Source organism: Celerinatantimonas diazotrophica (assembly GCF_004339545.1).
Classification (GTDB): domain Bacteria; phylum Pseudomonadota; class Gammaproteobacteria; order Enterobacterales; family Celerinatantimonadaceae; genus Celerinatantimonas; species Celerinatantimonas diazotrophica.
This window is the reverse complement of sequence record NZ_SMGD01000014.1, coordinates 237,681-261,972: the sequence shown is the minus strand read 5'-3', so window position 1 is coordinate 261,972 and position 24,292 is coordinate 237,681. Positions and strand designations below refer to the sequence as shown.

The following is a 24,292-nucleotide window of genomic DNA, read 5'->3' as shown; positions in this document are numbered from 1 at the left end:
AGCTGGTAATAATTGGGCATCGACTCTCAACTCATGTCGCCTAATCATCCAATGATCCCCTCGTTATCTTTTCTTCAAAACTCATATTCTGCAAATCGGCTCAACGCCTCATCACTAAAACGAAAATACTCTTTATCTGTGACATGTGTAGCACCGATTTTACGATAAAACGCCCCTGCTTTAGGGTTACTTTGCTCTGCAGTCCAATCAAGGCGCGAACAACTATTCTCAAGCGCGAGTTTAGCAAGATATTTTAATAGCTTTAATCCTAAACGCTGAGCACGATATTGTTCGCTAATGAACAAATCTTTAATAAACATTTGGCCACTTAATGCTGGCGCGGGAAACAGAATTGTAAACGTTGCAAACCCAACCAATTTATCATCACTAAAAATACCCATAACTGTCATGGGTGAGTTGTCACTTAACACCCGTTTGCATAAATAGGGTTCGATATCGACAAATTGAGGTGGCTTAGCAAAATAAAACTGATACATTTCATCAAAAATGACAGCGGCCTCATGAACATCATCTAGGGTTAACTGGCGAATAAGAATACTCATTATTAAATTATAATTAATCCATCGTGCTATTAGTTATACCTAAATGGTTGATAATTAGATAGTCGTTAATTGCCGATAAGTTTGTTTAAAAATATTAAATAACGGCTCATCAAACAGATAAAAGTAGATATCGAAATGATTCACATATTCAAGAGCCACGTTTAATGCAATCTCCGCCGCCTCATGATGCGGGTACATATATACGCCGCATGATATGGCTGGAAATGCAATGCTCTGACAGGCATGCGATAAAGCCAATTTAAATGAATTCTCATAAGCATTGATCAAGTGCTCTCTTGGTGCTTTATCAATATTGTAAATCGGCCCCACGGTGTGAATGACATAACTGGCACTAAGGTTTCCTGCAGAGGTGATGCGAGCTTCCCCGGTTGGACAGCGTTGCCCGTTCACGGATGGCACATTTTTGCACTCAGCTAGCAGCTTGGGGCCTGCTGCACGATGAATCGCGCCATCAACACCACCGCCGCCGAGCATTCTTGAATTAGCCGCGTTGACAATAGCATCGACCTGCGCGGTGGTAATATCGCCTTTAAGAATATGAATTTGTCCCATCAATGGCTCCTTGATACTTAGACATGACAAACTGCTTCTATATTATTCTCGTCGGGGTCAATTAAAAAGGCGGCATAGTAATTCGGTTCATATTCACACCTTAATCCAGGCGCGCCATTATCAATAGCACCGTGTTCTAGGCCAGTTTGATAAAAGGTATCGACCAGTTCGCTCGTATCAGCAGCAAAGGCAAAATGGCGGGGAGTAAACGGGCTTTGCGTCTCAACAATCCAGAGTGAATCAGTACCTGGTACACCAAATGAACAGATCCACTGACACGGAAACTCTTCACTGATATATTTGCTAAATTCATAATTAATTTCATAGCCAAACGGCTCAAACAAAGCGGCGTAAAAGTCCCGGGTACGAGGATAATCAACAGCGTAAGTACTTAGATGATCAAAAAACATGACAGATCCTTTTACTGTTAAAAGGATCTCTACTTAATCATTTTTAACTCAATAAAAGCGTGATTACAATCACATTGTAACTAGCCATAAGTATGGACAAGAGCACTGATAATGCAAACCATTGCAGCAGGCACACCAGAAGCAAACAAAACTAGTTCACTAGTATAATCAACACGTCCTTTGTGGTTGATTTGTGTGGCTTTTTCCTGCTCAGCATCCACCAGCGGTAATTGACGATTTTTACGAATCACTTTCATTTCGTTGGCTCGACGTATAAATGCCCCGCCCCGCCAACTAACCACTGCAATTCCCCAAAGGATAATCACCATTTCGAAACAAAAATCACTAATGGAAGCGACTCGCAGTGCAATAACAAAATGCGATAGTATAGCGACAATAATCGCTGTAATGAGATTGGCGATTATGATTTTTTTTAAATATTGCATAGAGTAAACCACTGCGTATAAAAGCTGCTCATCCTAACCTAAATAGATGCATTGTGAGCAAAACTCTTTTTATGAATGATAAAAAAGCGACTATTATATAGTCGCTTTAAGCAAAGTAAATTATGCTTTTCGCCAAGTGGTCCCTTGCGGACCGTCTTCAAGTACAACTCCCATGGCATTTAGTGCATCGCGTGCTTGGTCGGCTGCCGCCCAATCTTTAGCATGACGGGCATCATTACGTTGCTGGATCAACGCTTCAATTTCTGCACTCTGCTCATCATTACTACTATCGCCTTGCAGATAAACTTCCGGGTCCTCAGTGCAAAGGCCAAGAACAGATCCCAGTTCAACCAAAACGCTAGCATATTGCCCAGCATGTTCTGGCGCAGAATCTTTGGCTTTGTTAATGGCTTTGGCCAAGTCAAACAGCACAGTCAACGCTTCTGGGGTATTAAAATCATCATCCATCGCTGCAACAAATGCATCACGATACGATTTAACCAATTCAACTGAAGGTTCCACCAACACAACGCCACGTAGCGCGTTATAAAGGCGTTCAACCGCCGCGCGAGCCTGCTTCAAATTATCTTCTGAATAGTTCAGCTGACTCCGATAATGGCCTGAAACCAAGAAATAACGAACGCTCTGACCATCGTACGCATTAAGCACATCGCGAATGGTGAAGAAATTTCCGAGTGATTTTGACATTTTCACTTTATCAACCTGCACCATGCCACTATGGATCCAGTAATTGACATATTGGGTGTGGTGAGCACAGCAGCTTTGAGCAATTTCGTTTTCGTGGTGCGGGAATGCTAAATCAGAACCACCGCCGTGAATATCAAATGTTGAGCCTAAGTGCTTCATATTCATTGCAGAACATTCAATATGCCAACCTGGCCGACCTTCCCCCCAAGGGGAACTCCAGTGCGGTTCACCCGGTTTAGCCATTTTCCACAATACAAAATCCAATGGATTGCGTTTATGTTCGCTAACATCAACCCGAGCACCAGCCTGTAGCATTTCCAAATTTTGCTGGCTAAGCTTGCCATAATCAGGGTAACTGTCCACCGCAAACATCACATCACCATTATCACCAACATAGGCATTACCGTTTTCGATAAGCTGTTGAACAATTGTGATAATTTCCGGAATATGCGTAGTAACAGTCGGCTCAATATCTGGTTTTTGAATCCCCAACGCAGCAAAATCTTCATGCATAGCATTCGTATAGTACTCTACTAGTTGGTCGCAACTTTCATTATTGTCAGCAGCCCGTTTAATAATTTTATCATCCACATCAGTAATGTTACGGACATAAGTTAAATCGTAGCCGCTCCAGCGTAGGTAACGAGCAATCGTATCAAAAGCGACAAAAGTTCGTCCGTGGCCAATATGACAGAAATCATAGATGGTTATTCCACACACATACATGCCGATTTTACCTGGCTCGATGGGTTTAAACTGCTCTTTTTGGCGTGTGAGTGTATTGTAGATTTTTAACATTCGGCCGACTCTTCTTAAATCCGTTGTTAGATGAATAACTGATTTTACCATCGAAGTGCCACAAAAACAGCTTAGAGGATGATTGAGAAATCTATTTGATTAATTGACAACCTATTAGTTTAAGTGGTCTTAAAAACAACCGTTAAGCGGGTATCATCCTGCCTAGTTTCTCATTTATACTGAACAGACTGGCATCTGTCATCACAACTCGCTAGAATTTAGCGATTTTTAATTCAAGGGTATATCCAATGGTTACGTTACATACCAATTATGGCGATATTACATTAGAGCTATATGCAGACAAAGCTCCAGAAACTGTCGCAAATTTCTTAAAATACGCAACATCCGGCCATTATAATGGAACCATATTTCACCGTGTTATTGATGGTTTTATGATTCAGGGCGGTGGCTTTGCCAGTGGCATGCAAGAAAAAGACACTGACACTCCGATTAAAAACGAAGCCAAGAATGGTTTATCGAATGAACTCGGCACCATTGCTATGGCGCGGACGATGGAACCTCATTCTGCGTCAGCGCAGTTTTTCATCAACATTAACAACAATAGCTATCTGGACTTTAAATCAGAAACACCTCAAGGCTGGGGTTACTGTGTTTTTGGAAAAGTGACAGAGGGTATGGATGTCGTTAATAAGATCAAAGGCGTTCCGACCGGTACAATTGGTTATGTTCATCAGGATGTGCCACTTGAAGATGTACTCATCGAATCAGTGACGGTGAGCGAATAACCTTTAATGGTCAGTTATTTTATTGCCGACCTGCACTTAAGCGACGAACGCCCTGATATTCTTGGGGCGTTTGTGCGTTTTATCCGCTCCGAAGCAGTGCATGCTGATGCACTCTATATTCTGGGCGATCTATTTGAAGTATGGGTGGGTGACGATATCACAAATCACACCAGCCAAACCGTTGCAAGCGAACTGAAAAAGCTCACTGATACAGGCGTGCCATGCTATTTCATCTGTGGTAATCGCGATTTTTTAGTTGGCAAACGCTATTTAAGCGAGTGTGGAATTCAATATCTGGCAGATGAAACGATCATCAATCTGTACGGCCATAAAACTATGCTCTTGCACGGTGACATTATGTGCACGCTTGATGAGGATTATCAAAAATTCCGTCGTAAGGTTCATAATCCAATCATTCAATGGCTATTTCTATGTTTACCAAAATTTGCGCGGATAAAAATAGCTAAAAACATGCGGATGCATAGTCAAGCGCAAAATCAGAACAAAAGTGATTCGATCATGGATGTCACAGAACAGGAAGTAACTCACCGCTTTGAGCAACACAATTTAGAATGGATGATTCACGGTCATACGCATCGTCCAGCTATCCATTCCCCTTTTAATGATGAACGCCAGCGTATTGTACTTGGAGACTGGTATCAACAAAGCAGTGTTTTATCTGTCACTGCCGAAGAGCTTCTCCTTGAAGGTGATAAGCTTTAATCAATTCCCCAAAATCTAGCTAGTCTCATTTCTGTTCATTCCATTATCACAAATAGTTGTTTAGATAATTTAATAAATAGGGACATTTATCTAGACACTATGCCAACACAAATATATGTCGCAGAATAGCTTCTGCTGTTTAAATGACTCTTTATCGGTTAATGGGTGGTGTAGCGGTAATCTCGCACCACGCCTTCATGAAATAAAATCACTAACGTTTTAGCAGGCATTCTTACATCTACCCAAGAGTACGGCTTTTCCCCGGCGGCACGATAGGTCCATCGCTGCCAATCATTACCCATTATGGTCTTTATATAAGGTTGACCAAACATCGATACAATATCATCTTCACTGGTATATCCGCGTTCAATCTGCGAGACCTTACCATCAGTGATCGTCGCAGAACTTAATACTTTATATAGCGCGCAGCTACTCAGTGACAGACTGATGATTAAAATAAGTCCTAACTTAGAAAACCGATCCCCCGTGAATCGTTTTTTTAGCCAATTTAATGCCACTTTTTGTTTGCAATTGATCATCCACAATCCATTGGAAAATAGCCTTAATAATCATTTCGATTGTACTACATATCCTGAAAAAATGAGGTAAAATAACTAAGTTGTATTGAGCATAATCAGCTCAGGCAGCATCTCTATCGCTGGTAATTTTCGGCAAGCAAAACATATCGCCAAGCCATCAACCACATCTACCAGCACCCATAATTAGGTCGATATATATCTGAGGTTTTATGCGAACTTCGTACTGGCGCCAGATGTATCAGGCGCAAACTGGTGTGCTATTGTCATTTATGACTCTGACATTTTTTACTGGGCTTGGTGGCGCACTATTTATTCCAATCTTAAGCTTATTCTTAACGACGCAAGTCCATGTTCAGCCCTTCGCGGTTGGCGCTTTTTATACGGTAAATGCAATCGGTGGAATTTTCTTTACCCAAATAGTCGCACGTTATTCAGATAATAAAGGTCACCGCAAGCGCATTATTTTGATGTGTCTGGTTATGGGCGCTTTAAATTGTGCACTTTTTGATTGGTGCCGTAATTACTGGATACTCATTTCTCTGGGGATCTTTTTATTAGGCATGGGGGCGTCTGCCATGCCTCAAGCATTTGCGCTGGCTCGCGATTATAAAGATCAGTCTGGTAGATCCTCCATAATGTTCACTTCGATTATGCGCGCTCAGTTATCGCTAGCTTGGGTCGTTGGCCCCGCGATTGCTTTTGGTATTGTGACCGCTTATGGATTTCGCACACTCTTTTTATTTGGCATGGGAATTTATGTCATCGGTTTTTTTATTACTTTATTAAAACTACCCGATCTACCCAATACTAAAAGTGCTAAACAATCCGAGCAACAGCCGACCACAATGCGGCATCGTTCCGATGTCATTAAACTGTTTATCTGCTCTACCCTAATGTGGGGCTGTAATAGTATTTATATTATCTCGATGCCCCTTTATGTCAGCAAGCAACTCCAGCTGCCTCAGGAACTAGCCGGGTGGATGATGGGAACCGCAGCCGCTCTGGAAATCCCAGTCATGTTAATTGCTGGCTATTTAACTAAATACTGGAAGATGAAATGCATGCTGCTCTTTGCTGGAATTGCAGGCATCGTTTTTTACATCGGTTTACACTGGTTGCACTCTCCTCACGCATTGTTAGCTTTACAACTTGGCAATGCTGCGTTTATCGGCATTTTAGGAGGGCTTGGCATGATCTATTTTCAGGATTTAATGCCCGGGCGAGCAGGTCAGGCAACAACGTTATTTACCAATAGCATTTATACTGGCTCAGTAATTGCCGGAGCAATGGCCGGTAGTATTGCCCAATATTATAGTTATGGCGCAACTTTTATTGTTTGCGGCATTTTTGTCTTAATCGCCACAATACTACTCACACTGGTTAAACCTATTTAACTACCCTTAACCTGAGTGGCTAACACTTAATGCCAGTCAATGATGGCTGGCATTTTTATGTATCACGCCATCGGCAATAATCTTTTACCTAAAGCCTAGGATTAGACAGACAACTGCATGGTTCAGCTAAAAAATGAGCATTGTTTGAAAACAGATATAGACACGAATACCATAAAAACCACGACTCAATCTAAATGAGCCGCTATGTCTGCAAACTCATTTAACACATTGAGTCGTTTATCCATGTCGTAGATTGGGATGGTAATCATAATCTCATCGACCTCAGAGAGTCGAATAAACTGCTTTAATTGATGCGCCACAGTCGCTTTATCACCGACTAACGAATAATGAAGGGTCCGATCAACCATCATTAACTCAGTATTGCTAGCATGCTCTGCTAAGCTTGCATCCGGTTTCGGGAACGCTTCATTGAGTCCTCGGCGCAAATTCAAAAACTGCTGTTTAGCTGAACTGAATAGATATTGCGCTTGCTCATTTGTTTGTCCGATCACAACCGCAACGCCAGCCATCGCATAGGGACTATCAAGCTGTTCTGAGGGCTTAAACTGGTTGCGATAAATATTCAGAGCTTGCGTCAGAAAATCTGGTGCAAAATGTGACGCATACGCATACGGCAAGCCAAATTCAGCTGATAGCTGAGCACTGTATAAACTTGAACCAAGTAGCCACAATGGGACTTTCGTTCCACTACCCGGAATTGCCAATACATCGCTCGCGTTGTCTGAAAGATAACTTTTAAGCAGTTGTACATCATCAGGGTAACCTTCTACAACATCCATTGTTGGCCGACGCAAAGCGTGTGAGGTTTTCGGATCCGTCCCCGGAGCTCGCCCTAACCCTAAATCAACCCGATCGGGAAACATTTCGGCCAAAGTGCCAAATTGCTCTGCCACCATTAAAGGCGCATGATTGGGCAACATAATCCCACCGGAACCAATACGAATCGATTGTGTAGCCATACCTGCCTGGGCAAGCATAACAGCAGTTGCTGAACTAGCTATCGCTCGCATTCCGTGATGCTCAGCCAACCAATAGCGCTTATAACCAGCATTTTCGGCCGCCTCAGCCAATTTGCGACTATTTGCTATCGCTTGGCGAACGCTTTGTGATTCTCCAATTGGGGCCAGATCTAAAAGCGAGATTGGAATCATAACTACTCCATATTTGAATGATTGCTCAAATATGCCTTAGCCAAACTGAAACTTCAACCTTACACCACTTTGTTACGAACAATTACGCCATATTGACAAATATTAACTATGCTCAATAAAGATTTCTGAATGAAAACAGACAGGGTTAACCAATGAGTCAATTAGAATCAAATTCACCCGATACGCCGAAGCGATTAGATGAAAAGGCTCGACTTCATAGCTTTGCACAATTGAGCTTATTCAACTTGCAACCCGAAGAACGGTTTAATCGGTTAGTTGAGCTGGCTCGACATATCACCCAATCTCAAGCGGCGATGTTTTCACTCATCGATGAAGATCGTCAATGGATCAAAGCGCAGGTTGGTATTGCCATACCACCGCTCCCTCGAGAGTGGTCAATTTGTTCACATACACTCAATCAACCTTCTGGGATTTTAATGGTGGAAGACACCCACAAAGACGATCGCTTTGAGAACCACCCTTTGGTAACAAAAGATCCCCATATTCGTTCCTATTTAGGATGCCAAATTAAATCACATTCAAATTATGCTTTGGGAACGCTATGTGTATTCGATCAAAGCCCGCGAACATATAGTCAGGCCCAGATTCATGAACTCACTATGTTAGCGGATATTATTAGCTCAGATATCTGGCGTGACCAACAGCTCATTGAAGCTCATCGTGATTTGCTACAAAAAACGCTCTATGATCCGCTTACTGGCCTCCCCTGCCAACAGTTGTTTATTCAGAAGCTCACCACTATTTGCGAGCAATATAGCGCCCAGAATTATCAATTGTTAATGCTAAATATCCAGCGTTTTAGAATCGTTAATCGAATATATGGGCATTCTCGAGGGGACAAAATATTACAGATTTTTAGTCAGATCTTAGAGCAGGTTAGTCCTGAACACGCGTTCATTTCGCGCCTAAGAGATGATCGATTCACCATTTTATATCGATTAGATGAAGAACAAGACGAGTCAATGTTGCTGATTCGATTGCGGACGTTTTTAGAGCATCCCCCTATTGAAAATGAGCCTTCATTAACAATTTGTGCCTCTGTTGGAGTAGCTAAAATAACCCCTGAATTTAATATTCCGGATGAACTGATTAATCAGGTCAGCACAGCAATGCATGCAGCGCCGGATTTATCTAAAGGGATCAGTGTCGAAAGTTTTGAACCATCACAAGAAACTCATCTCGCTCGCAGCTTCGAAATAGAAAATAAATTAGCCCAAGCCATTGAAAAAAATCAGTTCGAGATGCTGTATCAACCCATTGTACGATTAAAAGATGGACAGATGAGCGGATTTGAAGCTCTCATTCGCTGGCCATGGAAAGAAAACGAATATATCTCCCCCATGGAATTTATTCCGGTTGCGGAGAACAGTGGCTTGATAAAATCACTCACACGTTGGATTATTCGTAAAACCTGTACAGATTTTGCCCGAATCCACGACAAGTTACCAGAATCCGTTTATATGTCAGTTAATATCAGCAGCGCAGATTTACTTGATCCTAGATTTACTGATGATGTCCTTGATGTCTTGAGAAAAAACAACCTTCCGGCGCAGAATTTAAAGCTTGAGGTCACAGAACACTCGGTAATTAGCGATCTCAAAACAGCCATCGAGCAGATGAAGATCTTGCAACAATCAGGGATCCGTTTTGCCATTGATGACTTTGGAACGGGTCATGCTTCACTACGTTATCTGCAGTTGCTGCCTGCTGCATACTTAAAAATTGATCGTTCATTTATTGGTGGCGTCACCGAACTAGAACGCGATGCGGCCATTACTAGAGCCACTATTGCGCTAGCTCATAGCCTCAATAAAAATGTGATTGCAGAGGGCGTCGAAAAATGGGAACAAGCTGAGTTTTTGCGTGCCCATCAGGCAGAATATGCACAAGGCTGGTTCTACGCCAAGCCAATGCCAATTGAAGAGCTGGCAAACTATCGCCCCCCACAGTTCCCTGAAGAAAGCGACTAACCGAATGCTCTTGGATCAAATAAACTATAATAGGGCCGATTCACAGTGAGGCGCATGATACCTCGGAATATTCGCCAAGCGGCCCACAGCCATAACAAGCCGAGAATGAAATAACCGATTAAAATAATGGAGAGTGCAAAACCAATAATCGACCACCCCAGTCCCCACCAGAAAACAGTAATAATATTTTCATAGTGATCCTCAAACAGACTCCCTCTGGCATCATTGATTTTAACCATTGCCCAAATCGCACCAATAAACCATAACACACCCGTAAAACAACCTAATATCATCAAGATATAGGCTATCAATGCATGATTTTTGGCATCAAGCTCAAATTCGCTGAGCTCTTCAGGTGATGTAAAAGATGAATGATAGGACCTCATACTTGTCACCCTCTTTGATTTCATTACTTAAATTATATAACGTATACAAAATAGTGCACGTTCAGATAACATTGTACTAACTATGTTATCGTTACTTTAACAAAAATAATGAGGGTAAAGTGTTTAATTTAAAGTCTGCATCACATCCTAGGGGTTATCCATAGTATGTGGTTGGATTTTGTTCAAGTCTTTAAAAGAGCTCCACAGTCCCTAGCGATTAGCATTAGCCAGACCGATACCAAAACTAATAAAGATAGCACCACTGACTCGATTGAGATATTTCTGGCTTTGCGCTGAATCAAGCGAGCGTTTTGCAAAGCGGGCCAAATTAGCATAACCAAAATGGATAAATAACACGAGCGCTACGTAACTTAGCACTAGCGCAGAAAACTGGATGGCAAAGCCCTGCGAATAGTTTACAAATTGCGGAAAAATTGCCATAAAAAAGAACACCGCTTTAGGATTGGTCACTTGAATGAGAAACCCTTCAAAAAAATGACCTCGTTTGCCCTCTCTTTTGGGCTTAGAAAACGCAAAACTTTTGGTTCCCGTACGCCATTTTTTAACACCTAAATAAATAAGGTAAGCCGCGCCAACCCACTTCATAATGCTAAAAGCCACCGTAGATGTTGCAAGCAACAGTCCTAGACTACTCGCCGACACGAAAGAGACGAGCAACGTCCCAAGAACAATACCTGCAATTCCCGATAGCGCACCCGTTATGCCATCACGCAGTGAGTTGCTCAACGTCAGTAACACGCCAGGTCCTGGGCTTAGTACAGTCAATGCAGCAATCAATAAAAATACACCGTAACTTGTCATATCGTTACCTATGTAATAAACCAAATTAACCTTATTCAATAATAAGGTATTGATAAATAAATTAATATACAACACAAATTATGGCATTCAGCAAATTTTTACTGCCAATTTGAACGCTTCGCGTATACCATAACCGAACCTCTTTTTGCATGCATTTAATGTCAAAGGATTTGCAATGGCGACGCAACCAGCAACCATCACAGTGAAAGCCAGTGATGCTTTATTAATTATCGATCTGCAAAACGATTTCTTACCTGGTGGAGCATTGGGAATACCCAGCTCATATCAGGTGATTGAACCGATTAACCGCTATACTCAGTATTTTGAGCGTTCTCAGGCCACTATTATTTTAAGTCGTGACTGGCATCCTGAAGAGCATTGTTCATTTATACAACAAAATGGCCCATGGCCACCCCATTGCATTCAAAATACTCAAGGCGCTCAAATTAGTGCTGATTTTGCATGGCCAACTCAAGCCTGGCTTGTCTCTAAAGCAACATCTGTTGAAAAAGATGCCTACTCAGCGTTTGATGGCACTGAGTTATCGGTACAGATGAAACATTGTGGAATTAAGCGTTTATTTATTTGTGGATTAGCAACTGATTATTGTGTATTGCAGAGTACATTGGATGCACTTGCTAATGGCTTTGAATGTTATTTGTTAACAGATGGGATCGATGCAGTTAATGTCAATGAACATGATGGTCAACAGGCTATCGAAAAAATGTGTGCACATGGGGCAACCCCAATTCAATGGCAGACATTAGCCCCACTCGCTCACTCATAAAACGATAAAAAGCCACCTGAATACTCAGGTGGCCGAAAGCAACGGTTAATGAATTTCGATATGTTGTGTTTCAGGTGTGCTCACTTTGGTCTTTGGTAAACTCAAATACAGCATCCCATTTTCAAAACGGGCATCAATTTCATCAGTCTTAACATCGCTAGGTAGTTGATAGCGACGTGTAAACTGACCATAGAAACGTTCATTCAGCTGTAGTTTTTCATCGTTTTTTTCATGGCTTCGTTCACCAGACAACACCAAGTAGCCATCTTCTAGAGAAACTTTAATATCCTCTTTACGAATTTCTGGCAATTCAACTTTTAATTCATAACGATTCGCTGCTTCAACAATATCAGTTGCCGGCATCCAACGTCTTTTCTGGTCAGCAAACGGCATTGGCCAGTTCATCAGGCGATGGACCATTTCGTCAAAATCTTCGGTCGGATTCCAAGGACGCAATTTCATGTTCATGATAAAACCCCCTCAGTTTATGTAAAAGGTAAATTAAACCTCAAACCATTAAGCTTGGAACTTCTTGCTTACACTACTGATATTAGTGCTACTAAAATAATTTCAATGGCAAAAATTAATAATTTTTAAGCATAAAAAATGGCCACTATATAAGTGGCCATTCTTAAATATAAACATTATTTTTGTCGTAAACGAATTTGATGTTTACGAACAGAACGGCGGATACGTGCCGACCGAGTCCGATCTTTATCGCCTACTTTTAATAAAGTTTTTTCTTCTGCGGGTAATTGCACCATTGAACGCAAATAATTCACTGTTTGCAGATCAACTTCTTTCCAAGCACTACGAGGTAACTGTTTAGGCAGAATAACTTGACCATAACGGGTACGAATCAATCGGCTAACCTGGACTTCTTGCGACTCCCACATCCGTCTAACTTCGCGATTGCGTCCCTCGTTTAAGGTCACTTTTAACCATTGATTCAGCCCCTCTCCTCCCTGACGTTTAATACTGGTAAATTTAGCAAGACCGTCTTCGAGTTGAACGCCAGTGCGTAAACGCTGCATAGCATCATCACTCACTTGACCAAATATTCGAACCGCATATTCACGTTCCACCTCAAAGCGTGGGTGCATTAAGCGATTTGCCAGTTCGCCATCATTGGTAAACAATAATAGCCCCTGCGTGTTAATATCCAGTCGGCCCACAGCAATCCAACGCCCGACTCTAAGCCTTGGCAGACGAGCAAAAACGGTTGGTCGTCCCTCCGGATCACTACGTGAGCATATTTCACCATCAGACTTATGATAAATTAGCACGCGGCATGGTTCATCAGCCGCCAGCTGCGTATTTACTTTATTCCCATCGAAGCGGATGAGATCCTCGGCTTCGACACGATCACCCAGTTTGGCAGTTGCTCCATTGATACTGGCACGACCGGCATCGATGGCCGCCTCCATCTCACGACGGGAGCCTAGGCCACAGCGGGCAAGGACTTTTTGTAATTTTTCACTCATTTAATATCTATCCGCTAAAAAGTTGCGCTAAGTCTGAAAGTCCTGAGGAATTTTTTCAAGTAAAGATTGATCTAATTCTGGCAGATGACTGAGACTTTTTAAATTAAAGTAATCCAGAAATTCTTTGGTTGTTGCTAACAATGCCGGTCGCCCCGGAACTTCTTTATGCCCAACCTCTTTAATCCACAAGCGCTCTTTCAATGTACTGATAATCGAGGAACTAACGGCCACCCCTCGGATCGCCTCAATTTCGCCACGAGTTACCGGTTGGCGATAGGCAATAATAGTGAGCGTTTCAAGTAGAGCTCTGGAATATCGTTGCGGCTTTTCTTGGAATAAATAGGAAAGATACTCTGCCAATTCAGGGCGTGACTGAAAACGCCAGCCACTGGCGACTTCGGTTAAAATAATACCACTATTGTGATACTTCGATACCAGCTCTTCTAAAATCATCAGGACTTGCCCCCTAGCCATCTTAAAATTAGCCAATACCGTCTGCTGTAGATCGTTAATCGTCAGGGGACGTCCGGCAATAAATAAAGCCGCCTCGACTAACTGGATTAAATTAGGCTTGGAAGGTTGATCCGTCACTAATTAAATTCCTCATCCGATTCACTGGGTTGTTCATAGAGCGTGACTTGAATCGGTGCTAACGGCTGACTTTGTAAGCATCGAATCAAGCGATTTTTAGTCAATTCTAAAATGGCCATGAAGGTAACAATAACCCCCATTCGCCCCTCTTCTGGTATAAAAAAACTCTGAAAATCGGTTAACACCCCCACTTTAAGTACACTTAAAATATCACTCATACGTTCTCGAGTAGACAGCTGTTGACGGCTAACTTCGTGATGTTCAAACTGCTGAGCTCTTTCTACAACCCCAGCAAAAGCTGCAATTAATTCAGCTAAATCAACATCAGGATGAATGACTGCAGTAGGCATTGATTCAGATTTTGCTACTTTCGCTAAATAGATATTACGATCGATGCGAGGTAATTCATCAACTTTCTGCGCTGTATTTTTATATAATTCATACTCCTGTAGCCGTCGAATTAATTCAGCTCGAGGGTCTTGCTCCTCCTCATCTTCACTCGGTGGCTTAGGTAGCAACATTCGTGACTTAATTTCCGCTAACAGAGCCGCCATTACCAAATATTCTGCAGCCAATTCCAACTTTAACACCGCCATGGTTGAGACATAACTCATATACTGCCGAGTAATTTCAACAACAGGGAGCTCGACAATATTCAACTTTTGCCGACGAATGAGATAAAGCAACAGATCTAAAGGCCCTTCAAATCGCTCTAATATTACTTCCAAAGCATCAGGCGGAATATATAGATCATCAGGGATGTCTAGCCACGGCTGTCCATCAACCGTGGCTAGAACCAGTTGCTTTGGTATCGATTGACTATCCACAACAGAGCTAGAGGTCAATGATTATTGCTCACAAAAATACTGAAACATCACCACTTCCTTGACGAAGCACCTGAACCGTATCATCCGAGAGATCGATCACTGAAGTTGGCTGTTCCCCCACAACTCCGCCATCAATGATCAAATCGATCTGCTTCTCGAGCTTATCGCGAATCACCTCTGGGTTTGATTCAGCAACGTTATTACCAGGCAAAATAAGTGAGCCAGATAGCATGGGCTCCCCAAGAGCATCAAGTAGTGTCAACGCAATACGCGAATCAGGGACACGCAGTCCAATCGTTTTTCGTTTAGCGTTTAATAACCGCCGAGGAACCTCTTTTGTGCCGCGCAAAATAAAGGTATAAGAGCCAGGGGTGTTGTTTCGTAACAGCCGAAATGCACTATTTTCAACCCGAGCATACACAGATAGCTCAGATAAATCTCGACACATCAATGTTAAATGATGGTTTGGATCAAGCTGCCTAATCTGCAATATCCGCTCTAAAGCTCGCTTATTCCCGGCCAAAGAGCCGATCGCATAACCTGAGTCGGTAGGATAAACTACGACACCCCCCTCACGAATGATGGCAGCCGCCTGACTCATTAAACGAGCTTGCGGATTTTCTGGATGAACTTGAAAGTATTGACTCATAGGCTTACCTCCTAATGTTGGAGTTCAATATCTGGCAGAATCTGATGCCAAATCGGTAAAATATTATCCGGTAATGCTAGGTATCGTCCTAACTCTCGCCAAGGCATCGGTTTATGAAAATCAGAGCCGACCGATGCCAATAGCTGATGTTCTTGAGCTAGTGTAACCAACCAGCGCTGATGATCTCGCTTCAACTGAGGCATGCCAATCTCAATGCCATCGCCCCCATCTTGAGCAAAATCGTTAACCAAACGACGTAGCCACTTATTTGATAACTGATAACTCAATGGATGAGCTAATACCGCTACACCACCTGATAAATGAAGTAATTCAACCGCTTGTTTAATACTCATCCATGGACTTGGAACATAACCCGGATTTCCCCGAGTCATATATTTATTAAAGACCTTAACAAACGAGTTCTCCACACCGCGGTCAATTAAAACCTGCGCAATGTGCGCTCGTGTGATAGTGCCCCCATTAGCAAGCACTGCCGCATCTTGATACACAGGATCAAGACCACGCTTACAAAGTCGATCGCTTATTTCTTGAGCACGCCAGTTACGCGTTTCTCGCTGTACTTTAAGCGCATTTTGCAGTGATTGATCAGTGAGATCAAATCCAAGCCCAACGATATGAATATCAAACCCTTGCCAAGTCGTTGAAATTTCGACACCGTTGATAATTTTAACTCGGCTAGCAAGCTCTCGAGCAGGCATTATAGCAGCAGTTGTATCGTGATCAGTGATCGCCAAATAATCAATTTGCATGTTTTCAGCGCGTAAGATCAATTCTTGAGGATTCAATACACCATCTGAAGCAACGGTATGGCAATGCAAATCGATTTTCATAAGTCTCCACAAATTTTTCTTGACTTTCTTGGGGTATTTCCGTTTTACTAATGCTATCAAATTGTACGAGGTTAATCATGACAGCGATTCAAATCATCAACACAAAAAATTGGTGGTGGCACTCTCCATATCGGCGGGTGTGATTTGTCATGCATAATTAACAAGCAATCAAATTCATAAAGCCCGCATTCATGCGGGCTTTTTTGTTATCTAGGCTAGGAGATAAAATTAATGACGGGGCAATTACCATCGTTGGTGAATATCATCGAACGAGTCAATTATGTCGATGATCCACTAGCACTTTATGAGAGTTTCCAACAAAATAACCGGGAAAGTATTTTGCTTGAGTCAGCAGAAATCGACAATAAGGTTGATCTGAAAAGTCTGCTGCTTATCGATTGCTGCGTGAAAATAGTCTGTCATGATAGAGAGGTTCGCTTCACTGCTCTATCAGACAACGGTAAACAAGTGATTCGAGTCTTAGAGCAACACTTTTTATCGACTCTAATCAAAGAGTCCAACAATACTGACCTACTCTTGCACTTCCCGTTGCCTGACCCACAATTAGATGAAGATTCTCGATTAAAAGCACTCTCGCCAGTAAGTGCGTTGCGCGAGCTCATTAAGCTGTACGGCTCACAAGCAACTCACCCAGAAGGTTTATATTTAGGTGGGGCATTTAGTTTTGACTTTATAGCAAGCTTTGAAACGCTCAATGAAGTGGCGCTTAGCGATAACACCTTACCTGATTTTCAATTTTATCTCGCTGAAACACTCTTAGTTATCGACCATCAACATCAAACCAGTGAGCTTATCGGCAGTTTATTTGGCGATCATCCTGAGTTTCGTTTAACTCTGAATAGCCGCTTTGCCCAAATTCGTCAGGCTTGTCAGGATCTCCACTCAACGTGCCACCACTACAATCAACCATATCAAGGACGTGTTACTAGTGATTTAAGTGATGATCAATATGCCTCAATGGTTACACAACTCAAAGAATCTATTATTAATGGTGACATCTTTCAGGTGGTCCCTTCACGAAGTTTTTATTTAGATTGCCCTGATAGCCTGGCAGCCTACCGTCAGCTCAAACAGACCAATCCCAGCCCTTATATGTTCTTTATGCACGATCCTCAGTTTGCGATATTCGGAGCATCTCCAGAAAGCGCGATTAAATATAGCGCCAATAGTCGAGATATTGAGATTTATCCAATCGCAGGCACGCGACCACGTGGACGCAATGCAGACGGCTCAGTAAATCTTGATTTAGATGGTCGGTTAGAGCTTGAGTTGCGGATGGATAAAAAGGAGCTGGCCGAGCATCTCATGCTGGTTGATTTAGCCCGTAACGATGTTGCTCGTATCAGCGAACCAGGGACACGCCACGTTGCCAATCTACTCAAAGTTGACCGTTACAGTCATGTCATGCATTTGGTTTCCCGGGTGGTAGGCACACTCCGTAGCGATTTAGACGCATTACATGCCTATCAGGCCAGTATGAATATGGGAACCTTAACGGGCGCTCCTAAAATTAGTGCGACACACCTACTGCGCCATTACGAAGGGAAGCGACGTGGCAGTTATGGTGGCGCAGTTGGGTATCTTACCGGTGACGGCAGTATGGACACCTGCATCGTGATTCGCTCAGCTTTTGTCAAAGATAATGTGGCACAAATTCAGGCAGGTGCTGGTGTTGTTTTTGATTCAGACCCAATTGCTGAGGCAAATGAAACTCGCACTAAAGCTGCCGCAGTGATCAATGCCATTGCCCGGGCTCATGGTTCAACTTTAGCGGAGGTTTCTCGTGGCTAAGACTATTTTTTTACTCGATAACTTTGATTCATTTACCTACAACCTTGTGGATCAATTTCGTTCAATGGGTTATCCGGTCAAAATCTATCGCAATAATTTAAGTGCGCAGTTGATTAAACAGCAGTTGGATGAATGTGAAGATCCGGTCTTGGTGCTCTCCCCTGGTCCAGGAAATCCTAAACAGGCCGGATGTTTATTAGAGCTTATCGGCTTATGTAGAGGCCAGATCCCTATACTCGGGATCTGTTTGGGGCAACAAGCTTTAGTTGAGTATTATGGCGGACACATTGGCAGAGCAACCGAGGTAGTCCACGGGAAAGCATCGACTATTGAACACGATGGTCAACGAATGTTCCATTCGTTTGCGAACCCGTTTCCAGTGGCTCGTTATCATTCATTAGTTGCAACTGAGGTCCCTGATTCATTAGAAGTTTGTGCACATTTTCAAGGAATGCCGATGGCTGTTCTTAACGAACAAGACAGAGTTATCGGATATCAATTTCACCCAGAATCCATTCTCACCAGCCAGGGAGAAAAACTCCTGCAACAAACACTTGACTGGCTCACAAGCAGCTCACAGGAGGACAATGCTGCATGAAAGAATTAGAACTGTTATATCAAGGAAAAGACTTGACGCTTGAACAAAGTCAGCAGATTTTTGCAACGATCGTCACCGGTTCGATGGACCCGATTGTGATGGGCTCGCTTTTAACAGCACTCAAAATTAAAGGCGAAACACCACAAGAAATCGCCGGAGCTGCGCAAGCCTTACTAAATAATGCTGCAGATTTTCCAACACCGGATTATGAATTTGCAGATATCGTCGGCACTGGCGGAGATGGCTATAACACCATTAATATCTCAACAACTTCAGCATTTGTTGCTGCCAGTTTAGGGGTAAAAGTGAGCAAGCACGGCAATCGTGGTGTCTCTAGCAAATCAGGTTCATCGGATTTATTGCAGGCATTGGGCATTAATATCGAAATGAGCCCCGAGAAAGCACGAGAGTGCTTAGATGAACTGGGCGTTTGTTTTCTATATGCCCCACAATATCATCAAGGGATCCGCCACGCCATGCCAGTGCGTAAGGCTCTTGCAACTCGTACATTATTCAATGTGTTAGGTCCATTAATTAACCCAGCGCATCCGACCATGGAAGTGATGGGGGTCTACGACAAGGCACTGTTAAAACCAATTGCCGAAACATTCCAGCAAATGGGAATGAAAAAAGTGATGGTGATTTATGGCGCAGGACTTGATGAAGCAGCCGTTCATGGCCCAACCGATGTTGCAGAAGTCAACGGCAATCACATTGAGTATTATCAGATTACTCCAGAGGAATTTGGCGTAGCTAAAGCAAGCATTGAAGAACTTGAAGGCGGAACGCCAGAGGAAAATTGCCACATTAGCGAACAGCTTTTACAAGGTCAGGGAAAAGAGGCTCATCTTAATGCAGTGGCAGTCAACGTCGCATTACTCTTAAAACTCGCAGGAAAAGTTGCTAATGTGCACGAAGGTGTGGAACTGGCTCTTCGTGAAATGCGCTCTGGCCGACCACTGCAACTGGTTCATAAACTTGCGGAGAAAAGTCAGTGATTATCCGAGAAACCGGCACCATTTTAGATAAAATTGTAGCCGACAAAATCAAATGGGTGGAACAGCGAAAGCTCTCTCAGCCATTAGCAAGCTTTAAAGATGAACTCACCATAAGTGACCGCAGTTTTATCAAAGCACTCTCACAATCTGATACTCAGTTTATTTTAGAGTGCAAAAAAGCATCGCCTTCCAAAGGCCAGATCCGTGAGGAATTCGATCTCGCCGCAATTGCGAGCGTCTATAACAATCATGCGGCTGCGATATCAGTCTTGACCGACGAAAAGTATTTTCAGGGGAATCATGAATTTTTGCTGACAGTTCGTGAGCATGCGCATCAACCAGTATTGTGTAAAGACTTCTTTATCGACCCGTATCAGGTCTATTTAGCTCGTTATTACCAAGCAGATGTCATTTTATTAATGCTGTCTGTGCTAGATGATGAATTATACCAAACGCTTGCTCAAACAGCTCGTTCTCTGGGGCTTGATTATCTAACCGAAGTGAGTAACCAAGAAGAGCTTGATCGAGCTATTGCTTTAGACGCGCCGGTTATTGGCATTAACAATCGTAATTTACGCGATATGTCGATTGACTTAACTCGGACCGAGCATCTAGCTCCCCAAATACCGGCAGATCGGATCGTTGTCTCTGAATCAGGGATTTATACTAATGCCGATGTTCATCGTCTAAGCCATCTGGTCAATGCCTTTTTAGTCGGCAGTTCAATTATGGAACAAACCGATATTGAAATGGCTTGCCGAAAAATGATCCTTGGAGAGAATAAAGTCTGTGGTTTAACGCGACCAGCCGATGCAATAGCGGCTTATGAAGCAGGTGCTGTCTTTGGCGGCCTTATTTTTGTTGAACGCTCCCCACGCTTTATTGAATTAGCTCAGGCCACAGCTATTTGTAAAGCGGCACCACTTCAGTTTGTTGGGGTTTTTGCTAATGCCTCCATTGAAAAAATTGCCAACATCGCAGAACAGTTAAATCTATATGCCGTGCAATTGCATGGCAATGAAAGTGACGCTGAGATAGCAAATCTCAGGGGGCTATTACCGAAAGGGACACAAATTTGGAAAGCAGTCGGCGTCAGTCATCGTACTCCCGAGCTGCCAGAAAATGTTGATCGCGTGCTATTTGATGCACAAATTGCCGATCTTTGTGGGGGTACCGGACAGACATTCAATTGGCAATTGGTAAAGGAATTTCTACCCAAAGCAATGCTAGCTGGTGGCCTTGGTCCTAACAATGTTGCCAAAGCAGCTACGTTAGGCGCATTAGGATTAGATTTTAATTCTCAGATAGAAAGCCATCCGGGAATAAAAGAACCTGCGCTTATTCAAGAAGTATTTACTCAATTACGCCATTATTAGAATTAGAGAATAATTATGAGTCAACTCGATCGTTATTTCGGTGAATTTGGCGGACAATATGTTCCGCAAATTCTACTCCCTGCACTGGATGAGCTTGAGCAAGCCTTTATTGAGGCTCGACAAGATCCGAAATTTATCAGTGAATATGCATCGTTACTGAACAATTATGCAGGTCGACCAACACCATTAACGTTATGTCAGAATTTAACGGATGGCACGAATACCAAACTTTATCTAAAACGAGAAGATCTGCTCCATGGCGGTGCCCATAAAACAAATCAGGTTTTAGGTCAGGCGCTGTTAACTAAACGGATGGGCAAAAAAGAGGTCATCGCCGAAACAGGCGCGGGCCAACACGGGGTAGCAACCGCGCTAGCATGTGCACTGATGAACCTTAAATGCCGGATTTACATGGGTGCAAAGGACATGCAACGCCAGGAACCCAATGTATTTCGGATGCGTTTAATGGGGGCTCAGGTCATTCCTGTGCATAGCGGCTCTGCTACCCTAAAAGATGCCTGTAATGAAGCGCTACGTGATTGGTCAGCAACTTATGAAACGAGCCATTATATGCTCGGTACAGCCGCTGGCCCTCACCCGTTCCCAACCATTGTTCGAGAATTTCAAAAAATGATTGGTGAAGAAGTAAAACAGCAGCTTGCTCATGATGAAGGTCGCTTGCCTGATGCCTTGATCGCCTGTGTGGGCGGTGGTTCTAATGCAATTGGCATGTTTGCCGATTTTATCCCCGATGAAAGTGTTCAGCTCATTGGTGTCGAACCTGCTGGTAAGGGCATTGAAACAGGTCAACATGGAGCACCACTGAAACACGGCCGTGAGGGCGTTTTCTTTGGCATGCGCTCCTTGCTGATGCAAGATGACGAAGGCCAAATTGAAGAATCATACTCCATTTCCGCTGGGCTGGATTTTCCCTCAGTTGGGCCACAACATGCCTATTTAGATAGCATTGGCCGCGCGAATTATGTCTCAGTCACTGATGATGAAGCACTCGAGGCATTTGAGCAGCTATCTCGACACGAAGGGATCATTCCCGCACTGGAGTCATCTCACGCATTAGCGTATGCACTCAAAATGATTAAACAAGATCCACAAAAAGAACAACTGCTAGTCGTAAATATCTCAGGGCGTGGTGACAAGGATATTTTTCAGGTTGCGGATATTTTTGCTCACCGGGAGGAATTTAAATGAACCGCTATGAAACGATGTTTGAACACCTAGATGCAGCGAATCAAGGGGCATTTGTTCCTTTCGTAACCTTGGGTGATCCAAATTTTGAACAATCCCTAGCCATTGTCGATGCGTTGATTGCAGGCGGTGCCGATGCCTTAGAACTAGGTTTTGCATTTTCCGATCCCGTTGCTGATGGTTCAACGATTCAAAATGCCAATGTTCGGGCACTGCGGAACGGCTCAACCCCATCACGTTGTATTGAAATGCTCCACACCATTCGGCAACGTCACCCAGATATACCGATAGGGCTATTACTGTATGCGAACCTAGTCTATAGCACCGGAATTGATAACTTTTACCAAAAACTAGCAAATGCTGGCATCGATTCGGTGCTGATTGCCGATGTTCCAACTTTGGAATCAAAACCTTACCGAGATGCAGCCACAAAATATGGTATCAAATCGATTTTCATTGCCCCACCCAACGCCGATGATGCCACACTCAAAAACGTCGCTCAATTAGGTTCAGGTTATACCTACCTAGTTAGTCGCGCGGGAGTCACGGGCACTGAGAGCAAAGCCGGAAAACCAGTGGATCATCTACTGGATGTGCTCAAAGCCAACCATGCGCCACCGACCTTATTGGGATTTGGCATTGCCGAGCCAGAGCAGGTTAAAGCTGCGATAGCTGCTGGTGCAGCCGGTGCAATATCAGGCTCAGCGGTGGTCAAAATTATCGAGCACAACCTTGAATCACCAAAAACGATGTTAGCTGAACTGAAGGCATTCGTATCAAAAATGAAAGCTGCAACAGTTAAATAACTGACACTAAGGCCCTTTTTATTGGGCCTTTATTTTATGTGTGGCAAACTAGTTATCACATCGCTTGTGAGTTGACCTTTTATAGAGACACGCTATGATGGCAGCAAGACAAATTGGTAATATTTAACAATTATATTATTACCCATATTTAGGCCTTAGTATGAAACAATTACTTGAATTCTTTCCGTTAATTGTCTTTTTTATCGTGTATAAAATGTACGATATTTATACGGCAAGCGGCGCTTTGATCGCAGCAACTGCAGTGATGTTGGTTATATATTACTGCATATATAAACGGATTGAGAAAAGTCACTTAATAACCTTTCTAGCTGTTGTGGTCTTTGGTGGACTCACCGTTGCGCTACACAATGATGTGTTTATTAAGTGGAAAGTGACCGTTATTTACGCCCTATTTACCATTATTTTATTGGTGTCACAATTTGGATTTAAAGCTCCGGTTATTAAGAAAATGCTTGGCAAAGAAATTGTTTTGCCTGAAAAAATCTGGAATCGAGTCAATCTCGCTTGGGCGTTATTTTTTGCCGCTTGTGCCATATCCAACCTTTACGTTGCGTTTTGGTTAAGTCAGCAAATTTGGGTTGATTTTAAAGTATTTGGCCTATTTGGGGCGACGTTATTATTTACCGTTGGGACTGTCATTTATATTTATCGGTATATTCCCAAAGAGACAGTCGATCAAAATAAGGATTAACTATGTTTTATGTAATTTTTTCTGAGGATGTCGACCAGAGTCTGGCTGCTCGAAAAAGTGTACGCCCTGCTCACTTGGCCCGTTTACAGCAGTTAAGAGATGAAGGCCGTTTACTGACAGCCGGACCAATGCCTGCTATTGATAGTGAAGATCCGGGTCCAAACGGGTTTACGGGTTCAACTGTAATCGCCGAATTTGCGTCGCTTGAAGAAGCGGAAAAATGGGCCGGTCAAGATCCCTATGTTGAAGCAGGTGTCTATGCCTCAACGGTTGTAAAACCGTTCATTCAGGTTTTCTAAGCCAAAAAGCCGATAAACCAAGTTT

General features: G+C 43.0%; 28 protein-coding genes and 1 other annotated feature. Of the genes, 13 read left to right on the top strand and 15 right to left on the bottom strand.

Features of this window, described 5'->3' with window-relative positions; translation table 11 throughout:
- Nucleotides 1–74: 74 nt before the first annotated feature.
- The 5 genes from EV690_RS12570 to cysS all read right to left on the bottom strand — a co-directional run bounded on the left by EV690_RS12570 (nt 75) and on the right by cysS (nt 3,498).
- Entirely contained in the window at nt 75–563 is a 489-nt protein-coding gene (locus tag EV690_RS12570; RefSeq protein ID WP_131913356.1) for a GNAT family N-acetyltransferase, read from the bottom strand.
- Between the two features lie 54 nt (nt 564–617).
- On the bottom strand, nt 618–1,136 hold the full coding sequence (locus tag EV690_RS12565) for a macro domain-containing protein (protein ID WP_131913355.1): 519 nt from the start codon (nt 1,134–1,136) through the stop codon (nt 618–620).
- 17 nt (nt 1,137–1,153) lie between these two features.
- The gene (locus EV690_RS12560; protein ID WP_131913354.1) at nt 1,154–1,546 is read right to left on the bottom strand and encodes a VOC family protein; all 393 of its coding nucleotides are present in this window, start codon (nt 1,544–1,546) and stop codon (nt 1,154–1,156) included.
- 80 nt (nt 1,547–1,626) lie between these two features.
- On the bottom strand, nt 1,627–1,992 hold the full coding sequence (locus tag EV690_RS12555) for a hypothetical protein (RefSeq protein ID WP_131913353.1): 366 nt from the start codon (nt 1,990–1,992) through the stop codon (nt 1,627–1,629).
- Between the two features lie 120 nt (nt 1,993–2,112).
- Nucleotides 2,113–3,498 (bottom strand): cysteine--tRNA ligase, encoded by a 1,386-nt coding sequence (cysS, locus tag EV690_RS12550; protein ID WP_131913352.1) that lies wholly within the window; start codon nt 3,496–3,498, stop codon nt 2,113–2,115.
- Between the two features lie 248 nt (nt 3,499–3,746).
- On the opposite strand from cysS, the gene EV690_RS12545 reads away from it, so the two are divergent.
- Together EV690_RS12545 and EV690_RS12540 are read left to right on the top strand one after the other, a co-directional pair.
- Entirely contained in the window at nt 3,747–4,244 is a 498-nt protein-coding gene (locus tag EV690_RS12545) for a peptidylprolyl isomerase (RefSeq protein ID WP_131913351.1), read from the top strand.
- 6 nt (nt 4,245–4,250) lie between these two features.
- Entirely contained in the window at nt 4,251–4,967 is a 717-nt protein-coding gene (locus EV690_RS12540; RefSeq protein ID WP_131913350.1) for a UDP-2,3-diacylglucosamine diphosphatase, read from the top strand.
- Nucleotides 4,968–5,125: 158 nt separating this feature from the next.
- On the opposite strand, the gene EV690_RS12535 is transcribed toward EV690_RS12540, so the two are convergent.
- Nucleotides 5,126–5,506, bottom strand: coding sequence for a hypothetical protein (locus EV690_RS12535; RefSeq protein ID WP_131913349.1), 381 nt, complete (start codon nt 5,504–5,506; stop codon nt 5,126–5,128).
- Nucleotides 5,507–5,715: 209 nt separating this feature from the next.
- Between EV690_RS12535 and EV690_RS12530 the strand changes: the two genes are divergently transcribed.
- On the top strand, nt 5,716–6,900 hold the full coding sequence (locus EV690_RS12530) for a sugar efflux transporter (protein WP_224054870.1): 1,185 nt from the start codon (nt 5,716–5,718) through the stop codon (nt 6,898–6,900).
- Between the two features lie 185 nt (nt 6,901–7,085).
- Here EV690_RS12530 and EV690_RS12525 read toward each other — a convergent pair whose 3' ends face one another.
- On the bottom strand, nt 7,086–8,072 hold the full coding sequence (locus EV690_RS12525; protein WP_131913348.1) for an LLM class flavin-dependent oxidoreductase: 987 nt from the start codon (nt 8,070–8,072) through the stop codon (nt 7,086–7,088).
- A 152-nt stretch (nt 8,073–8,224) separates the two neighbouring features.
- Between EV690_RS12525 and EV690_RS12520 the strand changes: the two genes are divergently transcribed.
- Nucleotides 8,225–10,063: a putative bifunctional diguanylate cyclase/phosphodiesterase gene (locus EV690_RS12520; protein WP_131913347.1), complete on the top strand. Its 1,839-nt coding sequence runs from the start codon at nt 8,225–8,227 to the stop codon at nt 10,061–10,063.
- Here EV690_RS12520 and EV690_RS12515 read toward each other — a convergent pair.
- Entirely contained in the window at nt 10,060–10,449 is a 390-nt protein-coding gene (locus EV690_RS12515) for a DUF4870 family protein (RefSeq protein ID WP_131913346.1), read from the bottom strand. The genes EV690_RS12520 and EV690_RS12515 overlap by 4 nt on opposite strands.
- Before the next feature lie 210 nt (nt 10,450–10,659).
- A complete protein-coding gene (locus tag EV690_RS12510; RefSeq protein WP_131913345.1) occupies nt 10,660–11,271 on the bottom strand; it encodes a LysE family translocator in 612 nt (203 codons plus the stop codon).
- Between the two features lie 175 nt (nt 11,272–11,446).
- Between EV690_RS12510 and EV690_RS12505 the strand changes: the two genes are divergently transcribed.
- Entirely contained in the window at nt 11,447–12,058 is a 612-nt protein-coding gene (locus tag EV690_RS12505) for an isochorismatase family protein (protein ID WP_131913344.1), read from the top strand.
- Nucleotides 12,059–12,103: 45 nt separating this feature from the next.
- On the opposite strand, the gene EV690_RS12500 is transcribed toward EV690_RS12505, so the two are convergent.
- From EV690_RS12500 to EV690_RS12475, 6 genes are all read right to left on the bottom strand, one after another.
- On the bottom strand, nt 12,104–12,526 hold the full coding sequence (locus tag EV690_RS12500) for an Hsp20/alpha crystallin family protein (protein ID WP_131913343.1): 423 nt from the start codon (nt 12,524–12,526) through the stop codon (nt 12,104–12,106).
- Nucleotides 12,527–12,702: 176 nt separating this feature from the next.
- Nucleotides 12,703–13,542 (bottom strand): 23S rRNA pseudouridine(2605) synthase RluB, encoded by an 840-nt coding sequence (gene rluB / locus EV690_RS12495; RefSeq protein WP_131913342.1) that lies wholly within the window; start codon nt 13,540–13,542, stop codon nt 12,703–12,705.
- A gap of 27 nt (nt 13,543–13,569) precedes the next feature.
- Entirely contained in the window at nt 13,570–14,133 is a 564-nt protein-coding gene (scpB, locus tag EV690_RS12490) for an SMC-Scp complex subunit ScpB (RefSeq protein ID WP_131913341.1), read from the bottom strand.
- Nucleotides 14,133–14,978 carry a segregation and condensation protein A gene (locus EV690_RS12485; protein ID WP_224054871.1) on the bottom strand — a complete coding sequence of 282 codons (846 nt, stop codon included), beginning with the start codon at nt 14,976–14,978 and terminating at the stop codon, nt 14,133–14,135. The genes scpB and EV690_RS12485 overlap by 1 nt, the downstream gene beginning before the upstream one ends.
- Before the next feature lie 10 nt (nt 14,979–14,988).
- Complete coding sequence (locus EV690_RS12480) at nt 14,989–15,609, bottom strand: L-threonylcarbamoyladenylate synthase (RefSeq protein WP_131913340.1); 621 nt, start codon at nt 15,607–15,609, stop codon at nt 14,989–14,991.
- Nucleotides 15,610–15,620: 11 nt separating this feature from the next.
- Nucleotides 15,621–16,460: a PHP domain-containing protein gene (locus EV690_RS12475; RefSeq protein ID WP_131913339.1), complete on the bottom strand. Its 840-nt coding sequence runs from the start codon at nt 16,458–16,460 to the stop codon at nt 15,621–15,623.
- A gap of 104 nt (nt 16,461–16,564) precedes the next feature.
- Nucleotides 16,565–16,667 (top strand) — a sequence feature (Trp leader region).
- A gap of 24 nt (nt 16,668–16,691) precedes the next feature.
- On the opposite strand from EV690_RS12475, the gene EV690_RS12470 reads away from it, so the two are divergent.
- From EV690_RS12470 to EV690_RS12435, 8 genes are all read left to right on the top strand, one after another.
- Nucleotides 16,692–18,272, top strand: a complete 1,581-nt coding sequence (locus tag EV690_RS12470) for an anthranilate synthase component 1 (RefSeq protein ID WP_131913338.1) — start codon at nt 16,692–16,694, stop codon at nt 18,270–18,272.
- Nucleotides 18,265–18,870, top strand: coding sequence for an aminodeoxychorismate/anthranilate synthase component II (locus EV690_RS12465; RefSeq protein ID WP_131913337.1), 606 nt, complete (start codon nt 18,265–18,267; stop codon nt 18,868–18,870). Before EV690_RS12470 ends, EV690_RS12465 begins: the two co-directional genes overlap by 8 nt.
- Nucleotides 18,867–19,868 (top strand): anthranilate phosphoribosyltransferase, encoded by a 1,002-nt coding sequence (gene trpD / locus EV690_RS12460; RefSeq protein ID WP_131913336.1) that lies wholly within the window; start codon nt 18,867–18,869, stop codon nt 19,866–19,868. The genes EV690_RS12465 and trpD overlap by 4 nt, the downstream gene beginning before the upstream one ends.
- Complete coding sequence (trpCF, locus tag EV690_RS12455) at nt 19,865–21,244, top strand: bifunctional indole-3-glycerol-phosphate synthase TrpC/phosphoribosylanthranilate isomerase TrpF (RefSeq protein WP_131913335.1); 1,380 nt, start codon at nt 19,865–19,867, stop codon at nt 21,242–21,244. Before trpD ends, trpCF begins: the two co-directional genes overlap by 4 nt.
- A 15-nt stretch (nt 21,245–21,259) precedes the next feature.
- Nucleotides 21,260–22,453: a tryptophan synthase subunit beta gene (gene trpB, locus EV690_RS12450; protein WP_131913334.1), complete on the top strand. Its 1,194-nt coding sequence runs from the start codon at nt 21,260–21,262 to the stop codon at nt 22,451–22,453.
- Nucleotides 22,450–23,256 (top strand): tryptophan synthase subunit alpha, encoded by an 807-nt coding sequence (gene trpA / locus EV690_RS12445; RefSeq protein ID WP_131913333.1) that lies wholly within the window; start codon nt 22,450–22,452, stop codon nt 23,254–23,256. The genes trpB and trpA overlap by 4 nt, the downstream gene beginning before the upstream one ends.
- Before the next feature lie 160 nt (nt 23,257–23,416).
- Nucleotides 23,417–23,968, top strand: a complete 552-nt coding sequence (locus EV690_RS12440) for a septation protein A (protein WP_131913332.1) — start codon at nt 23,417–23,419, stop codon at nt 23,966–23,968.
- Nucleotides 23,969–23,970: 2 nt separating this feature from the next.
- Nucleotides 23,971–24,267, top strand: a complete 297-nt coding sequence (locus EV690_RS12435) for a YciI family protein (protein ID WP_131913331.1) — start codon at nt 23,971–23,973, stop codon at nt 24,265–24,267.
- The last annotated feature ends 25 nt before the right edge of the window (nt 24,268–24,292 follow it).

Excerpts from the sequence above, each read along its gene's own strand:
- EV690_RS12570 (WP_131913356.1), bottom strand. The coding sequence starts at position 563 with ATGAGTATTCTTATTCGCCAGTTAACCCTAGATGATGTTCATGAGGCC.
- EV690_RS12565 (WP_131913355.1), bottom strand. The coding sequence starts at position 1,136 with ATGGGACAAATTCATATTCTTAAAGGCGATATTACCACCGCGCAGGTC.
- EV690_RS12560 (WP_131913354.1), bottom strand. The coding sequence starts at position 1,546 with ATGTTTTTTGATCATCTAAGTACTTACGCTGTTGATTATCCTCGTACC.
- EV690_RS12555 (WP_131913353.1), bottom strand. The coding sequence starts at position 1,992 with ATGCAATATTTAAAAAAAATCATAATCGCCAATCTCATTACAGCGATT.
- cysS (WP_131913352.1), bottom strand. The coding sequence starts at position 3,498 with ATGTTAAAAATCTACAATACACTCACACGCCAAAAAGAGCAGTTTAAA.
- EV690_RS12545 (WP_131913351.1), top strand. The coding sequence starts at position 3,747 with ATGGTTACGTTACATACCAATTATGGCGATATTACATTAGAGCTATAT.
- EV690_RS12540 (WP_131913350.1), top strand. The coding sequence starts at position 4,251 with ATGGTCAGTTATTTTATTGCCGACCTGCACTTAAGCGACGAACGCCCT.
- EV690_RS12535 (WP_131913349.1), bottom strand. The coding sequence starts at position 5,506 with ATGATCAATTGCAAACAAAAAGTGGCATTAAATTGGCTAAAAAAACGA.
- EV690_RS12530 (WP_224054870.1), top strand. The coding sequence starts at position 5,716 with ATGCGAACTTCGTACTGGCGCCAGATGTATCAGGCGCAAACTGGTGTG.
- EV690_RS12525 (WP_131913348.1), bottom strand. The coding sequence starts at position 8,072 with ATGATTCCAATCTCGCTTTTAGATCTGGCCCCAATTGGAGAATCACAA.
- EV690_RS12520 (WP_131913347.1), top strand. The coding sequence starts at position 8,225 with ATGAGTCAATTAGAATCAAATTCACCCGATACGCCGAAGCGATTAGAT.
- EV690_RS12515 (WP_131913346.1), bottom strand. The coding sequence starts at position 10,449 with ATGAGGTCCTATCATTCATCTTTTACATCACCTGAAGAGCTCAGCGAA.
- EV690_RS12510 (WP_131913345.1), bottom strand. The coding sequence starts at position 11,271 with ATGACAAGTTACGGTGTATTTTTATTGATTGCTGCATTGACTGTACTA.
- EV690_RS12505 (WP_131913344.1), top strand. The coding sequence starts at position 11,447 with ATGGCGACGCAACCAGCAACCATCACAGTGAAAGCCAGTGATGCTTTA.
- EV690_RS12500 (WP_131913343.1), bottom strand. The coding sequence starts at position 12,526 with ATGAACATGAAATTGCGTCCTTGGAATCCGACCGAAGATTTTGACGAA.
- rluB (WP_131913342.1), bottom strand. The coding sequence starts at position 13,542 with ATGAGTGAAAAATTACAAAAAGTCCTTGCCCGCTGTGGCCTAGGCTCC.
- EV690_RS12480 (WP_131913340.1), bottom strand. The coding sequence starts at position 15,609 with ATGAGTCAATACTTTCAAGTTCATCCAGAAAATCCGCAAGCTCGTTTA.
- EV690_RS12475 (WP_131913339.1), bottom strand. The coding sequence starts at position 16,460 with ATGAAAATCGATTTGCATTGCCATACCGTTGCTTCAGATGGTGTATTG.
- EV690_RS12470 (WP_131913338.1), top strand. The coding sequence starts at position 16,692 with ATGACGGGGCAATTACCATCGTTGGTGAATATCATCGAACGAGTCAAT.
- trpD (WP_131913336.1), top strand. The coding sequence starts at position 18,867 with ATGAAAGAATTAGAACTGTTATATCAAGGAAAAGACTTGACGCTTGAA.
- trpB (WP_131913334.1), top strand. The coding sequence starts at position 21,260 with ATGAGTCAACTCGATCGTTATTTCGGTGAATTTGGCGGACAATATGTT.
- trpA (WP_131913333.1), top strand. The coding sequence starts at position 22,450 with ATGAACCGCTATGAAACGATGTTTGAACACCTAGATGCAGCGAATCAA.
- EV690_RS12440 (WP_131913332.1), top strand. The coding sequence starts at position 23,417 with ATGAAACAATTACTTGAATTCTTTCCGTTAATTGTCTTTTTTATCGTG.
- EV690_RS12435 (WP_131913331.1), top strand. The coding sequence starts at position 23,971 with ATGTTTTATGTAATTTTTTCTGAGGATGTCGACCAGAGTCTGGCTGCT.